Consider the following 13,740-nt stretch of genomic DNA (forward strand, 5'->3'; position numbering starts at 1 on the left):
GTCAGTTCCCTTCCAGGGCGAAACCGGCCTTGAGCCACTTGCTGGACTCGATGGAGACTCCGACCGCACGACGGCCGGGACCGAGCAGTCCGGCCAGGGCCCGTTCCAGTTGCAGAAAGACGATCGCGTTGCCGCAGTTGCCCGTGTCGTCGACGCAGGAGACGTCCACTGCACGGGGCAGGGCCAGCCGGTCGGAGATCAGCCGGGTCATCCGGCCGGAGAGCTGCGGCGGCAGCAGGAGGTCGACGTCCTCCGGCTGCCAGCCCACCGTGTCCAGCAGCTCGGCGAGCACCTCTTCGGTCATCCGGGGCACATGCTCCTCGATGGCCTTGTAGTCCTCGCCGGCGGCGGGCCGGTCGGTGTTCCGGTCGGCGGGCCCGAACCACTCCAGGAAGGCTGCGGGCTCACGACCGAGCCCCACCAGCCGTGTGAACAGACCCCGTACGGTCGCGGACCCAGGCCCGGGATCCACACTGAGCACCGCCGCCCCGGCCGCGTCGCCGAACAGGACGTAGTTGACCAGTTCGGCGGGTGCCGCCTTGCGCAGATCGGCTCCCACGTCGAAGAAGCGGGCGATCACATCGCCGCCGAGCACCAGCACGGTCCGACCGCTACCGCTGCGCAGGATCTGCTGGGCCACGTCCAGTGCCTGAACCGCGCCCGAGCACCCTGACTGGAGTTGGAAGCTGCGGACCCCGTCGATCCCCAGCCGGTCCGCGACCACGTTGACCGTGGCGGGCATCAGCCGGTCCGGCGTCGCGGTGGCCAGCACGACGGCGTCCACGTCCGCCGCGGTGATGCCGGCCGCGGTCAGTGCGCGCCGTCCTGCCTCCTCCGCCAGGTCCACGAGCGGGACCGTCAGCTCTCCCGACTCCAGGTCCAGTGCCAGATGGCGGGACCGGGTGCCGATGAAGACGTCCACCCACTGCTCCCACAGGGGGTCCATCCCCAGTCGCCTGGCCAGCGCCGCGTTGTCCAACGCCGGCCCGGGCAGGGCGGAGGCCGCCGAGCGTACATGTACGTCCGGAATGCTCATCGGGGCTCCTTCGCGGTGTGGACCGTCAGTCGGACAGCAGGATGCGGGCCTCGGCGGACTTGCGCACTCCGGTCATCCGCCAGGTCCTGAAGCCGGTCAGTCCCTCGTAGCGTCCGCTGGTGCCGGTGGCCGGGTAGTGCACCCACTCGCTGGTGCGCACGTCGTTGAAGTCGGCCCAGCCCTCGGCGTGGATGGTGCCGTCGGGGAAGGTGATGTCCTCCGTGTAGTAGGTCAGCAGGCCCCCGTCACCCGGGCGTACGTACTCGATCCGGAAGGACCCGTGGGAGGTGCCGATCAGTGCGCCCGACTCGTCGAACAACTCGTCGTCGAAGGTGCCCGTCTGCCCGGGTTGTGGATCGGAGACCTCGACGTCGTCGACGACCTTGACGACGATCTCCTTGGGCACGCGGATCACGATCTGGTCTGCCATGGGTGCGGTTCCTTTCACGGGCCGGAGGCTTGGAGTCGGGAGGTGCGTCGCGGAGCGGAGGGGTCAGAGCGTCCTGGACGGTTGTGTTCCGGTGACCGAGGGCGGCTCGACCGCGAAGGCGCCGGGGCCGGTGAGGTGTTCGCCAGGAGTACGCGGGCGTCGGACCGGCGAGGGCAGGAACACCTGCGCGGCCGGTTCGAACGGTCGCGCGAGGACGCTCCAGAAGTCGGCGCGCGTCCAGGTCCCGCTGTTCACCGGGTCGTTGTCGGAGAACGTGTACGTCGCGTACCGGCGGCCGGTCGGATCCGGTTGGGTGAAGCGCCCCCAGAACCCGTTGTACAGGTGGTGGTCGAGTACGTGGGCGCTCCGCAGCAGTTGGTACGCACCGCGGTAGCGGAAGGGGTTGGCGCCGGCCGCGGCACCCGATGCGGTCACGGCCCCGTGCGGTGTGTAGTGGTAGCGGGCGGCGATCGCGCCGGTCTCGTCGACCAGGGCGAGCACCGAGCCCTGCTGGTCGGTGACGGCCCAGTACCGTCTGCCGTCGGCGGTCAGCACGGCCAACAGCGTGCCGTCCGGTGCGCGCACGAAGTCGGTGGGCACGCCGTTGTCGGTGACCCGGACGACACCGAGCGGGCTGTGGGTCAGCACATGGGTGACCGTGTGGCCGTCCACCGTGGTCTCGGTGATGCGCCGCGGCGTCTCCTGTCCGAGCCCGTCGTAGGCGATGTCCACCACCTGTTGTCCGCCGAACACCCCCGTCAGCGTCTGCCGCGTGGGGCTGTAGGCGAACCGCCCGTCGGGGTTCTGCTCATCGGTGAAGCTGCCCGCCCCGTCGTAGCCGAAGAGGGTCTCGCCGAAGCGGGTCACCTGCCCGGCTTCGTTGAGGTCGAAGTGGATGCCGCCGAGGCGCACCAGATGGTGGGCGTCGTCGTAGGCGTACTCCGTCTCACCGGCGCGCACCAGGCGTTTCAGCCCGTCGTAGCCGTAGCCGGTGAAGGTGCCGTCGTCCACGGCGTGGCGCAGTACATCGCCGTCCGCGCCGCTGCCGGAGGTGTAGGAGTACGACGTGGTCAGCAGGACCTTGCCGGATTCGGTGCGCAGGGTGAGCCCGGTGCGTCGGCCCGAGGCGTCGTGGGTGATGTGTTGAACCGTGGAACCGTGGTCCACGGACGTCAGCCGTCCCGCCGCGTCGTGGCCGAACACGACCGTGGCACCGCCGGGCGTGGTGACGGACGCAGGGCGGCCCGCGTCGTCGTAGCCGTAGTGGACGACGCCCCCGGGAGTGGTCAGCGCCGTCAGCGAGCCGGCGCCGTTGTACACCGCGCTGACCTCCTCGGATCCCGCCGCGTCGGAGCGGACGGCCGAGGTGAGCCGGTTCCCGCCGGCCGTGCGCAGCCATTGGAAGGCGTACGACCAGTCCGCGCCCGACTTGCCGACCACTCGGCCCACCGCGTCGTACGCGAGGGAGAGCAGAGGGGTGTCCGTGTCCTCGTCGACGACCTCCACCAGTCGGTCCGCCGCGTCGCGGCGGTGGCCGATGGTCTGACCGTTGCCGTCGGTCACACGGGTGATCCGGGACAGTTCGTCGCGCCCGTAGCCGACCTCCCCCAGCGGGGCGGGCGGCCGGACCCGGATCAGGTTTCCGTGCGTGTCGTAGTCGAAGTGGGTGTTGGCCCCGTTGCCATGGGTCAGTTCCGTGATGCGGCCGTGCTCGGAGTCATAGGCGCGGGTGTCGAGGGGCAGGGGTCGCCCCGGGGTGTGACTCCGCTCGATCCGGCCTGACTTGTCCCGCTCCAACAGGAGTTGGTTGCCGGCGGCGTCCTGGAGCGCCGTCGGCAACCCCGGGTGGGTCGGATCGTCGTAGGCCACTGTGAGCACGGCCGTTGTGGGGAGTCTCAGCGAGATGGGTCGTCCCAACGCGTCGTACGCATAGGTGTGTTCGGCGCCGGTCGCATCGGTGTAGCGGACCAGCCGGCCGTGCTCGTCCCAACCGCGCTCGACGGTGTGCCCCAGTGGGTCCGTCTCCGAGCGGAGTCGGCCCGCGGAGTCGAAGACGTACACCGTGTTCTTCCCGGCGGGGTCGGTGACGGTCGTGCGGTCGCCGTCGTAGGCGAGCCGGACGACGGTCGGGCCGTCGGTGCCCGTCCACTCCACGGAGACCACCGAGTCCCGCTCGTCGTACCGCAGCCGAACGGGTCCGTCCTCGGCCGGAGTCACCCTGACCAATCGGCCCTGTGTGTCCCAGTCGAACTCGACGCCGGCTCCGGTGGCATCGACCTGGCGCACCAAACGTCCCGCCGGGTCGTAGGTCAGCAGCGCGACCGACACGCCCGTCGGATCGACGACGGCGGTGAACCTGCCGTCACCGGTGCGGTCCACCGTGGTGGTCCGCCCCTGGTCGTCGATGATCGTGACTGGCCCCGATGCGCGGTCCTGCACCTGGGCGGAGCCGGTGGACAGCGACCAGCCGGGACCGAACCCCTCGTCGCGGGGGGACCGGCTCCGGTACTCGCGTACGAGCCGGAGGTGCTCCTTCGTCCCGGCGATCACCAGATCCAGGTGCCGCAACACCAGTTCGCCCGACGCCGGGTCCACCACAAGCTCCGTACGATCACCGAGGGGTACGCGGACGGCCGGCGGGACGGCGGCATCGACGGCGCTCGGGACGCTGGTCGCTGAGGTGCCAGCAGTGGCTGCGGTGGCTGTGGTGTGATTGGTGGCGCCGGTGACTTCGGCGGTATCCCCAGGCGTGGGCACGGGCGGCTCCTCAAGGACGGCACGGTCGGGGAACCGGGCGCCGGGAGGCGGTGGTTCCATCGGATCGCCAGGCTCGATCCGGTGTCTAAAGCTCATCTAAGGCCGCCGCACCCCCTGACCCTCATCCATCACACAGGGCACAACTCCGCCACGACTGCCAGCCGATCACTCCCGGCCCTCGAATCATCAGGAGCCCCCACCGCGGGGCAGATCATGAACCTTCTGTAACGCGCCGGGTGCGGCCGGAAATCGTCTTCTACTGTGGGGCGAGCCCAACTCTTCCGGCTTCCTCGGAGGTAAGGAGACACACCGTGGCTGTCATCACCGCTGTCGGAGCGTCGGTGCACACCACGGTGCGCAGCGCCGAACTGGAGCGCCTGGAGCGGGTCGTCACCAGCACGCGCCACGGCCGCCCCGCGGTCGCCGAACTGGCCGCGGACCCGGGCATGGGCAAGACCCGGCTCCTCACGGCGCTCACCCGTCGGGCCGAGGACCAGGGCGTCCGCGTGCTCCGGGGCCGCTGCACCGAGTCGGCCACCCCCTACCGGCCGATCCTCCAGGCGCTCTCCACCTGGGAGCCGCCCGACGACACCACAGCGCCCATGACACCTGCCACGGCGCTGATCAGAACCCTCGTGGACGGTCCGGGCACCGACGGCGCGGACTTCGGTCGCCGCTGCCACTTCTACGCCGGGGTACGACGTCTGTTCGGCCTGTCCCTCGCCGACGCCCCCGCCGGGCTCCTGCTCGTCCTGGACGACTACCACTGGGCGGACGCGGGCACCGCCGAGCTCCTCGAAGTCCTGACCCACTGGCCCGTCGACGGTGGGCTGGCCGTGATCGTGGCCCACCGCCCGCGACAGATCCCCGCCCAGGTCCGCGGAACCCTCCAGGAGGGAGCCGAGCGGGGCGCGGTGGATCTGGTGGAACTGCCCGCACTCACACTGGACCAGACCGCCGAACTGCTCGCCGGAGCGCCGCGCACCACACCGACGTGGCAGCCACCCCAGGAGCCCCACCCCGCGCGAACGCAGCCGCCGGACCAGGAGCCGCACGGCACCCAACTGCGCCAGTCCGTCCCGCCGACCCACTCCCCGGAGCTGCGGCGACTGCACCTCACAGGAGCCGGGAACCCGCTCTACGTCCTCGCCCTGGCCGCCGCACACGACTCGGCAGCCGGCACCCCACAGGACGAGTGGGCCCACGCTGTGCGTCACCTCGACGTACGTCTGCACACCGAGACCGGACGGCTCGATGCCACCACGCGCACGGTGTTGTACGCGGCAGCCGTGCTCGGCGACGGCTTCAGTGTGGACACCGTGGCCGAGGTCGCCGCCGTCAGCCGTGACGCGGCCTGCTCCATCCTCAGCGAACTGCGCCGCCGGGACCTCCTGCGTCCCACCTCGGTTCCCGGGTTGTTGACCTTCCGCCACCCCCTGCTGCGCAGTGGGCTCTACGAGCGGATGGACGCCTGCTGGCGGGCCGGAGCACACCGCCGGGCGCTGTCGTGCCTGCGCACGCTGGGCACCCCGGCCATCGAACTCGCTCCCCACGTCGAGCGCGCGGGTGCGGGCGCCACCTCGGTGGACCGCGAGGTCCTGACCGCCGCCGCCCGGACCGCGCTGCACCTGGGCGAGCCGTCGGCGGCTGCCCACTGGCTGACCGTGGCCATGCGGCTGGAACGCACCCTGGGTGCGCAGGGCCGCCCTGCCGATCCGCCGGAGCTCTGGCAGCCGGTCGTGCAGGCACTGGCGGCGGCCGGCGACGCGAACGGCGTCAACCGACTGGTGCGGGAGATCCTGCCCGCGCAGGCAGGCGCCACCGCGCGCGAACGGGCGACGACCGTCTCCTATCTGTCCGGAGTCATGGCCGCACTCGGCCGTGACGAGGCGGCACAGGGCCTGATCGCCGCCGAACTCTCCGCCACCGGCGCGCTCGACCATGCGGCCGTGGCGCTGCTCCAGGTGCAGCAGCAGGTGTCCAAGGTGCTCGCGGGTCAAGTGCCGGCCCGGGCCGACATCGAAGCGCTGGTCCGGCGCACGAGGGACGGCGAGACGGTGACCGCGGCCGGAGCGCTCGCCCTGCGCGGACTGTGCGCGGTCGTCGCCGGCGACACCTGCTCGGCCGAATGGCCCTTGGTCGCCGCTGCGCAGGCGCTCGACGACCTGGACGACGGCACGCCGGCGAGCGACCAGGAGAATCCGCTGCTCCTCGTCCTGAGCTGGGCCGAAGCGCTGATGGGTTGGTACGGCCCGGCCCACGGCCATGCCGAACGCGCGCTCACCTCCGTGCGCGAAAGGGGCGACATCCATCTGCTGCCTCCCCTGTTGGACACCCTCGGTTACGTCCACTACCAGTCCGGGCGGATGCCGGAGGCACTGGCCATGGCGCGGGAGTGCCGTGAGACGGCCGACGCCGCGGGGCGGGCGGACCACGTGGGGCTCTCGGACGCCATCGTCGCGGCGGCATGGGCACAACTGGGCCGGGTCAACCCCCAGGTCCGCAGCCGCCGCCCGCGGCCGACGTCCCTCTCGGGCGAGTTGGCCGCAGAGCCCCGTACACCGTTGAACGCACTGCTGCTGGCCGAGGCGCTGCTGGCCGGTGGTGACGGAGGCGCCGCACTGGCCCTGTTGTTGCCCAGGAGGGAGGCGTGGCGGGTGTCGGAGCCGGTCGCCGTCCTGGCCGCCCGCGGCTATGAACTGCTCGCCGCTGCGGCGCTGGCAGCGGGGGACGACCGGCTCGGGTTGGACGTGGCCGACATCGACGAATGGGCCGCCCACGCCGCCGATGCGGCCCGCGCGGTGGGCATCGCCGAACAGAGCGGCCATGCCCTACTCGCCCGCGGCCACGCCCTCGCCAGTCGGCGTCAGAACGCGGAAGCGGCACGGGCCTACGAGGAGGCGATGGAACTGCTCGGTGCGGAGAGCCCGTCCGGGGCCCGCGCCCGTGAACTGGCACGGGCCGCCGGTCACGATCCGGTCGGCGGTACGGACGGTGCGTTCGCCGAACTGACCCATCGTGAGAAGGAGGTGGCGGCCCTGGCGGGGGAGGGGCGCAAGACCAGGGAGATCGCCGAGCGGCTGATGGTCAGTCCCCGCACCGTCGACGCCCACATCACGCGCATCTACAGCAAGTTGGGCGTCAGCTCACGGGCCGAACTCGCCCGGCTGGTCGCCTTGGCCGGCTGAGCGATTGCCACCGCCGTGACGAGCAAGCCCCTGCCGGCGCTCCACCTGCCCGTCATCCGGCCCAGCCGCCGACCGCCGACGATGGGTCCCGGCACCAGGAGCTCGGCGCTCCAGGTCCCCTGGCCGGCGTCGAAGGAGATCTCCGCCTGGTGGAAGTCGAGCAGCCGCCCGGCGAGCGGGAACCACGCCTTGTAGACGGCCTCCTTGGCACTGAACAACAGCCGGTCCCAGCGCGGTCCCGGCCGGTCGGCGGACAGACGGTCGACGTGCTCCAACTCCCCGGGCAGGGAGATCACCTCCAACATGCCCGGTGGCAGGGGCGCGTCCACCTCCGCGTCGATGCCGAGCGACAGGGCGTCACCCGTGCGGGCCACCGCCGCCGCCCGGAAGCCGGGGCAGTGCGTCATGCTGCCCACGATCCCCTGCGGCCAACTCGGCGCCCCCCGTACGCCGGGCAGCAGGGGACGGTAGCCGACGCCCAACTCCCGCAGGGCCAGCCCGGCGCAGTGGCGCACGCTGGTGAACTCGCGGCGGCGCGATTCCACCGCATGGCGGATGACGTCCTCCTCCGCCGGGTGCAATCGCGCCTGCGGCGGATCGCCGTACGTTTCTGCGGACACCGCCCAGGACGGCAGCAGTCGATCCAACATGTGCGTCTCCTTCGATCGGGCGTCACGGCCGGCCGCGCAGGATCAGTCGAGGCCCGCCCGGACGGTCGCCCCTGGCCCGCCACTCCCGGGGGTAGCCGATGGACACCTCCTCGAAGCGGACCCCGTCGTGCCAGGTCGTCCGGGGGATGTGCAGATGCCCGTAGACCACCGCTTGGGCCCGGAACCGCAGGTGCCAGTCGGCGGTCCCGGCGCTTCCGCACCAGAGGGCGAAGTCGGGGTGGCGCAGGACGCGGGTGGGCCCTCGGACCAGGGGGAAGTGGTTGACCAGGACCGTGCGCACGTCCGGGCCGAGCGCGGCCAACCGCCCCTCGCTCAGCGCCAGCCGCGCCCTGCACCAGGCTTCGATGCCGGGGTACGGGGTGGGGTCGAGCAGTGTCTCGTCCGCACAGACCACGCCCCGGCCGGCGGCCAGTCGCAGGGCTTCTCGGACGGAGTCGACACCGGGTTGCCGGAACGAGTAGTCGTAGAGCAGGAACAGCGGAACGACGGTGACGGGCCCCGACGGTCCGGACCACACGGGATAGGGGTCCTCCGGGGTGAGCACCCCGAGCCGCCGGCACACGGCCACCAGATGGTCGTACCGCTCCACCCCGCGCAGCGTGAGCGGATCCGTGGGGTGCGTCCAGAGCTCGTGGTTGCCGGGCACCCACACCACCCGCGCGAACCGTTCGCTCAGCAGTCGCAGCGCCCACTCCACGTCCGCGGCCACCTCGCCCACGTCTCCGGCGACCAGCAGCCAGTCGTCCGGGTGCCGGGGGCGCAGGGCGCGCAGGGCCGTGCGGTTGTCCTCGAAGGCGATGTGCAGATCGCTGACGGCCAGCAGGCTCCCGCTCACGCGGGCAGCGGAAGCAACTCGTGGACCAGGTCCGCCACCGACGCGAAGTTCTCGGTGAGGAAGAAGTGTCCGCCCGAGTAGGTCCGCAGCTCGAAGGCGCCTGTGGTGTGCTCGCCCCAGGCGCCGACGTCGTCCGGCGGAGCCTCGGGGTCCTCGGCGCCCGCGAGGCCCACGACGGGACAGGAGACCGGCGTCCCTGCCGTCGGTTCGTAGCTGGCGAGGGCCTGGTAGTCGCCGCGCAGCACCGGGAGGACCAGACCCAACATCTCGTGGTCGTCGAGCAGTCCGGTGCCGGTGCCGCCGAGCGAACGCACCTTCGCGAGCAGCGCCCGGTCGTCCACCAGCCGGTCCGCGTCGGCCCGGTGCCGGGACGGTGGCCGGCGACCGGAGAGCAGCAGGGCGGCGGGACCGCCGCCGGGGGTGCGGGAGTGCCGTGCGGCGACCTCGTACGCCAGGGAGGCGCCCATGCTGTGTCCGAGGAAGATGCGCGGCCGGCCGGGGGGAAGCGCGGCTGCGATGCGGTCGGCCAGCGTGTGCAGTTGGGTGAGCGGCGCCTCCCGATGGCGCTCCTGGCGTCCCGGGTACTGCACGGCGAGCACTTCGACGCCCGGGGTCAGCCGCTTGGACAGGGCGAACCAGTAGGCGGCGGAACCACCGGCGTGGGCGAAACAGACCAGTTCCACGGGTGCCCCGGACACCGGGTGGAAGCGCCTGATCCAGCGTTCCTGGTCCTCGGACATCTCAGCCCGCCAAGGGGAGGTCGAGGAGCGAGTCGGAGGTCAGGATCGCCTGGTGCAGTCGGCGCAGTGAGCGGCAGGGCTCCAGGCCGAGTTCGGCCCGCAGCACCTGTTGGGCCGAGCGGTACACGCGCAGCGCCTCCGCCTGCCGTTCGGAGCGGTAGAGGACCAGCATGAGCTGTCGGTAGAACGATTCGCGCAACGGGTACTCCTCGATCAACCCCCGCAAGAGGCTGATCACTTCACGGTGCCGGCCCAGCGCGGTCCGCGCCTCCACGCACAGTTCGATGCAGCCGAGTCGCTCCTCCTCGGCCCAGGTGGCGATGGCGGAGAGCGCCGGTCCTTCCGCCATGCCGTCCAACACGGGACCGCGGACGAGGAGCAGGGCGCGTTCGAAGGCTTCGAGGGCGGCTTCGTGACGGCCCTCGTGGTGGTGTGCCCTGCCGGTGCGTATCAGGGCCTGGAAGTCGGACACGTCGTAGCCGGCGCCGTGGAAGCGGAACATATAGCCGGACGGTTTGGTTGCGATGGCCTGGCCCTCGTGGTCTCCGGCGCTGACGAGGAACTTTCTCAGTTGGGAGAGGTAGACATGCACAGCGGCGGATGCCCGGCGCGGCGGTTGCGCGATCCACAACTCCGCGACGAGCTGTTCCTTGGAGGTGATTCTTCCGGCGGTGATGAGGAGCGTGGCCAGCGTCATCTCCATCTTGGGGGCACTGAGTGAGAAGCTCCTCCCCCCGTGCGAGACGCGAAGCGGACCGAGCAGTTCGTAGCGCATCGACACCCCGTGAAGTCGTGGGAACACTCTTTCGTGTCCGTCCGCCTTCACTGTCCGAGATCCGTCCCTGTCCACACATCGGGGAAAGTACGTACGTAGTGGGAATGGCTGAAAAGTGACCGTTGCTGAGCTGGGGCTTTGTGATGGCTTTGGTGGGTGGGGTGAGGATTGACGGTCCTTTCGTCCAGGTCGGTTCGCGCTCCCCTGGAGCGGGGAGCGTGCCGGGAGGCCGGATCTGATCCCCCGCTTCCTCGGGACGCCACGATGTTCCGGCCCATCGCCCGAAGGGTTCCCTTCGCCCGTGCGTCCAATGCGCCTGCAGAACAAGCGGATTGACGGTCCGTCTGATGACACCCGTCGGTGGCGGGCGCGCCGAGGCGGTGTGCGACGATCGGCCGTATGGGGGCCACCACGGGACGACGAGTCGGCCGGCCGCGCGCGGTTCCGCGAGCCGAGAGCGGGCTGACGGTGCGGGAAGAGCTGCTTTGGGCCGCAGCCCGACTGTTCACCACGCGCGGCTATGCGGCGACCACGACGCGAGCGGTCGCCGAAGGCGCAGGGATGCGCCAGGCGACGATCTACCACTACTTCCCCGCCAAGGAAGACCTGCTGGCGGAGCTGCTGGAATCGACCGTCGCGCCGTCGTGGGAGCTCGCCCGCAAGCTCCTGGAGGAGGTCGAGAGACCCGCGGAAGAGCGATTGCGCGAACTCTGCCGAGCGGATGTCCAACTGCTGTGTCAGGGGCCGTACGACCTGGGGGCCCTCTACCTCCTGCCCGAGGTGCAGGGCGAGCGCCTCGCGGAGTTCCGGAGGGTGCGCGCCGAGCTGAAGGGCGCGTACGGACGTCTGCTCTCGGCCACCCGGGCGGGGCGGTCGCTCGACGGTGCGGAGCGAGCACTCCGCACGGACATGGTCTTCGGCCTGGTCGAGGGGGTCATCCTGATCCACCGTACGGATCCGGACCGACCGTTGGACGCCTTCGCTGACGCGGTGGCGCGGGCCGCGCTGAGGATCGTGGGAGTGGCCGACGAGGACGGCGCGGCCGAGCCCGGGCGGTGAGGCGCGAGGGGCGCAGGGGCTGCCCCGGGTGCATCCGAAACCCCCACGGGTCTCCGCAGCGCCATGACCTCGGCCGCTCCTGCCTTGCGAAGTTGAAGAGGCAACCACCCGGCGGGTTGTCGGGTCCGCCCCGGTTCGTCATGATCGTCGGGCCTTTTGGACAGGGCCGGTAGGCCCAGGTCAAAGGACCTGCGGCCGGCTCTGAGGGACCTGCGGCCCCTCGCACACATGCGTGGAGACGCTCATGCTGGATAGCGGGATCACTGACGATCGCATCCGCTTCTGGAGGTACCTACCATGTCTCGCACCGTCATCGCCGGACTCGACGGCTCCCGGGAGAGCTTCGCCGCCGCGGAATGGGCCGCCCATGAAGCGAAGCTGCGGGGTGCATCGCTGAAGCTGGTGAACGTCTGGGAGTCGGTGCCCCTGGTCCAGGCGCCCTTCCTGAGCGCCGAGAACGAACAGCAGTGGGCCGAACAATTGCCCCGCGAGGCCGGCGAAGAACTCCGCAAGGCCCATCCGGAGCTGGACATCACCGTCGAGCAGCTGACCGGCCGCCCCGCCGACGTCCTGCCCGAACTCTCCAAGGACGCGGAACTGCTGGTCCTCGGCTCCAGCGGCCTCGGCGGCTTCACCGGCTTCCTGGTCGGATCCGTGGGGCAGGCGGTGGTCTCCCGCGCCGAAGGCCCGGTCGTCCTCGTCCGTGCCCTGACGGCCACCGAGGGCACCGAAGCCGGGGCGGCCGACCAGGAGGTGCAGGGCGATCCCCAGGGCCCCATCGTCCTCGGCCTGGACGCCAACGAACCCGACGACGCCCTGATCCGGTTCGCCTATGACGCCGCGCAACGCCACGGACTGCCCCTGAAGGTCGTCCACAGCTGGAACCTGCCGCCCTACTTCGCCTACGGACTTCCCCCGGACCCGCAGTTGAACGCGGAACTCGGCCGGATCGAAGCCGAGACGCTCACCGAAGTGCTCGACGCCTGGCGGTCGACGTACCCGTCGGTGGAGGTCCTGGAACAGGCCGCCCCCGGCAAGGCCGTCGAGCAGTTGGTGGAAGCCTCCCGGGGAGCGTCCCTGGTCGTCGTCGGACAGCGGATGCGCCGGGCGCCCTTCGGCGGTCGCATCGGGTCGGTCGCCCACGCCGTACTCCACCACGCGACCGCACCCGTGGCGGTCATTCCCCACCAGTGAGCGTCTCGCGTACCAGTTGAGGAGCACGCACATGAAGGCAGCAGTCGTACGGGAACTGGGTGCGCCCCTCGTCATCGAGGAGCGCCCCGACCCGGAGCCCGGGCCACGCCAGGTCCGCATCAGGCTTGAGGCGTCCGGACTCTGTCACACCGACATCCACGCGGCGCGCGGCGACTGGCCCGTCAAACCCTCGCCACCGTTCGTGCCCGGTCACGAGGGCGTCGGCATCGTGGAGGCACTCGGCGACGAGGTGGAGCACCTCACCGTGGGCCAGCGGGTCGCTGTGCCCTGGCTCGGCCGTGCCTGTGGCCGCTGCGAGCACTGTCTCTCCGGCTGGGAGACCCTCTGCGAGCAGCAGATCAACACCGGCTACGCCAACGACGGCGGGTACGCCGAGAAGATGCTGGCCTGGGCCGACTTCGCACAGGCGGTTCCGGACGGCATCAGCCCCCGCGATGCGGCGCCACTGACCTGCGCGGGAGTGACGACCTACAAGGCGCTCAAGGTCGCCGACGTGCGCCCCTCGCAGCTGGTCGCCATCTCCGGCATCGGCGGCCTCGGCCATCTGGCCCTCCAGTACGCCAAGATCGCCGGGGCGACCGTGGCCGCCATCGACGTCACCGACGCCAAGTTGGCGTTGGCGAAGGAGTTGGGCGCGGACATCCTGATCGACGCCCGTAAGGAGGACCCGGCCGCACGGTTGCAGGAGTACGGCGGTGCCCATGCCGCGATCGCACTGGCCGTCAACGAGCAGGCGTTCGCCGCCGCGTACGGCGGGCTGCGCCGCGGTGGGAAGCTCGTGCTGGTCGCCATGCCGGCAGAGGGGACGATCGAACTGCCGATCTTCCCGACCGTGCTCAACGGGGTCAGCGTCATCGGCTCCATCGTGGGCACCCGGCAAGACCTCGCGGAGGTCTTCCGGCTCCACGCTGCCGGCCGCACCCGGGTGATCTCCGAGGTACGCGAGCTGGATTCGGTCAACGAGTCGTTCGAGGACGTGCTGCGCGGCGACGTGGACGCCCGGATCGTGTTCGAGTTCCCCGACAGCTGATCGA

General features: G+C 71.1%; 11 protein-coding genes. 4 read left to right on the forward strand and 7 right to left on the reverse strand.

The features are described from left to right. Position 1 precedes the first annotated feature (1 nt). The 3 genes from ABZ348_RS18820 to ABZ348_RS18830 form a co-directional block, all read right to left on the reverse strand. Complete coding sequence (locus ABZ348_RS18820) at positions 2 to 1,036, reverse strand: 3-oxoacyl-ACP synthase III family protein (RefSeq protein ID WP_358934364.1); 1,035 nt, start codon at positions 1,034 to 1,036, stop codon at positions 2 to 4. A 25-nt stretch (positions 1,037 to 1,061) separates the two neighbouring features. Continuing rightward, positions 1,062 to 1,466, reverse strand: coding sequence for a hypothetical protein (locus ABZ348_RS18825; protein WP_358934366.1), 405 nt, complete (start codon positions 1,464 to 1,466; stop codon positions 1,062 to 1,064). 63 nt (positions 1,467 to 1,529) lie between these two features. Next, positions 1,530 to 4,223 carry a DUF6531 domain-containing protein gene (locus tag ABZ348_RS18830; protein ID WP_358934368.1) on the reverse strand — a complete coding sequence of 898 codons (2,694 nt, stop codon included), beginning with the start codon at positions 4,221 to 4,223 and terminating at the stop codon, positions 1,530 to 1,532. Between the two features lie 311 nt (positions 4,224 to 4,534). Between ABZ348_RS18830 and ABZ348_RS18835 the strand changes: the two genes are divergently transcribed. Continuing rightward, a complete protein-coding gene (locus ABZ348_RS18835) occupies positions 4,535 to 7,411 on the forward strand; it encodes an AAA family ATPase (RefSeq protein ID WP_358934370.1) in 2,877 nt (958 codons plus the stop codon). Here ABZ348_RS18835 and ABZ348_RS18840 read toward each other — a convergent pair. Genes ABZ348_RS18840 through ABZ348_RS18855 form a run of 4 tightly spaced genes read right to left on the reverse strand, consistent with a single transcriptional unit; the run spans position 7,348 to position 10,354 of the window. Next, entirely contained in the window at positions 7,348 to 8,061 is a 714-nt protein-coding gene (locus tag ABZ348_RS18840) for a 4'-phosphopantetheinyl transferase superfamily protein (protein WP_358934371.1), read from the reverse strand. The two genes, ABZ348_RS18835 and ABZ348_RS18840, sit on opposite strands and share 64 nt — an antisense overlap. Positions 8,062 to 8,083: 22 nt before the next feature. Beyond that, entirely contained in the window at positions 8,084 to 8,917 is an 834-nt protein-coding gene (locus ABZ348_RS18845) for a metallophosphoesterase (protein ID WP_358934373.1), read from the reverse strand. Next, positions 8,914 to 9,657 carry an alpha/beta fold hydrolase gene (locus ABZ348_RS18850; protein WP_358934375.1) on the reverse strand — a complete coding sequence of 248 codons (744 nt, stop codon included), beginning with the start codon at positions 9,655 to 9,657 and terminating at the stop codon, positions 8,914 to 8,916. Before ABZ348_RS18850 ends, ABZ348_RS18845 begins: the two co-directional genes overlap by 4 nt. Before the next feature lies 1 nt (position 9,658). Next, positions 9,659 to 10,354 (reverse strand): AfsR/SARP family transcriptional regulator, encoded by a 696-nt coding sequence (locus ABZ348_RS18855; protein WP_358934377.1) that lies wholly within the window; start codon positions 10,352 to 10,354, stop codon positions 9,659 to 9,661. 477 nt (positions 10,355 to 10,831) lie between these two features. Here ABZ348_RS18855 and ABZ348_RS18860 point away from each other — a divergent pair, with 477 nt between their 5' ends. The 3 genes from ABZ348_RS18860 to ABZ348_RS18870 all read left to right on the forward strand — a co-directional run bounded on the left by ABZ348_RS18860 (position 10,832) and on the right by ABZ348_RS18870 (position 13,736). Next, positions 10,832 to 11,491: a helix-turn-helix domain-containing protein gene (locus tag ABZ348_RS18860; protein ID WP_358934379.1), complete on the forward strand. Its 660-nt coding sequence runs from the start codon at positions 10,832 to 10,834 to the stop codon at positions 11,489 to 11,491. 297 nt (positions 11,492 to 11,788) lie between these two features. Continuing rightward, a complete protein-coding gene (locus tag ABZ348_RS18865; RefSeq protein ID WP_358934381.1) occupies positions 11,789 to 12,685 on the forward strand; it encodes a universal stress protein in 897 nt (298 codons plus the stop codon). 31 nt (positions 12,686 to 12,716) lie between these two features. Continuing rightward, positions 12,717 to 13,736 (forward strand): zinc-dependent alcohol dehydrogenase, encoded by a 1,020-nt coding sequence (locus ABZ348_RS18870; RefSeq protein WP_358934383.1) that lies wholly within the window; start codon positions 12,717 to 12,719, stop codon positions 13,734 to 13,736. Positions 13,737 to 13,740 lie beyond the last annotated feature (4 nt).

Source organism: Streptomyces sp. NPDC005963 (assembly GCF_040638655.1).
Taxonomy (GTDB): Bacteria; Actinomycetota; Actinomycetes; order Streptomycetales; family Streptomycetaceae; genus Streptomyces.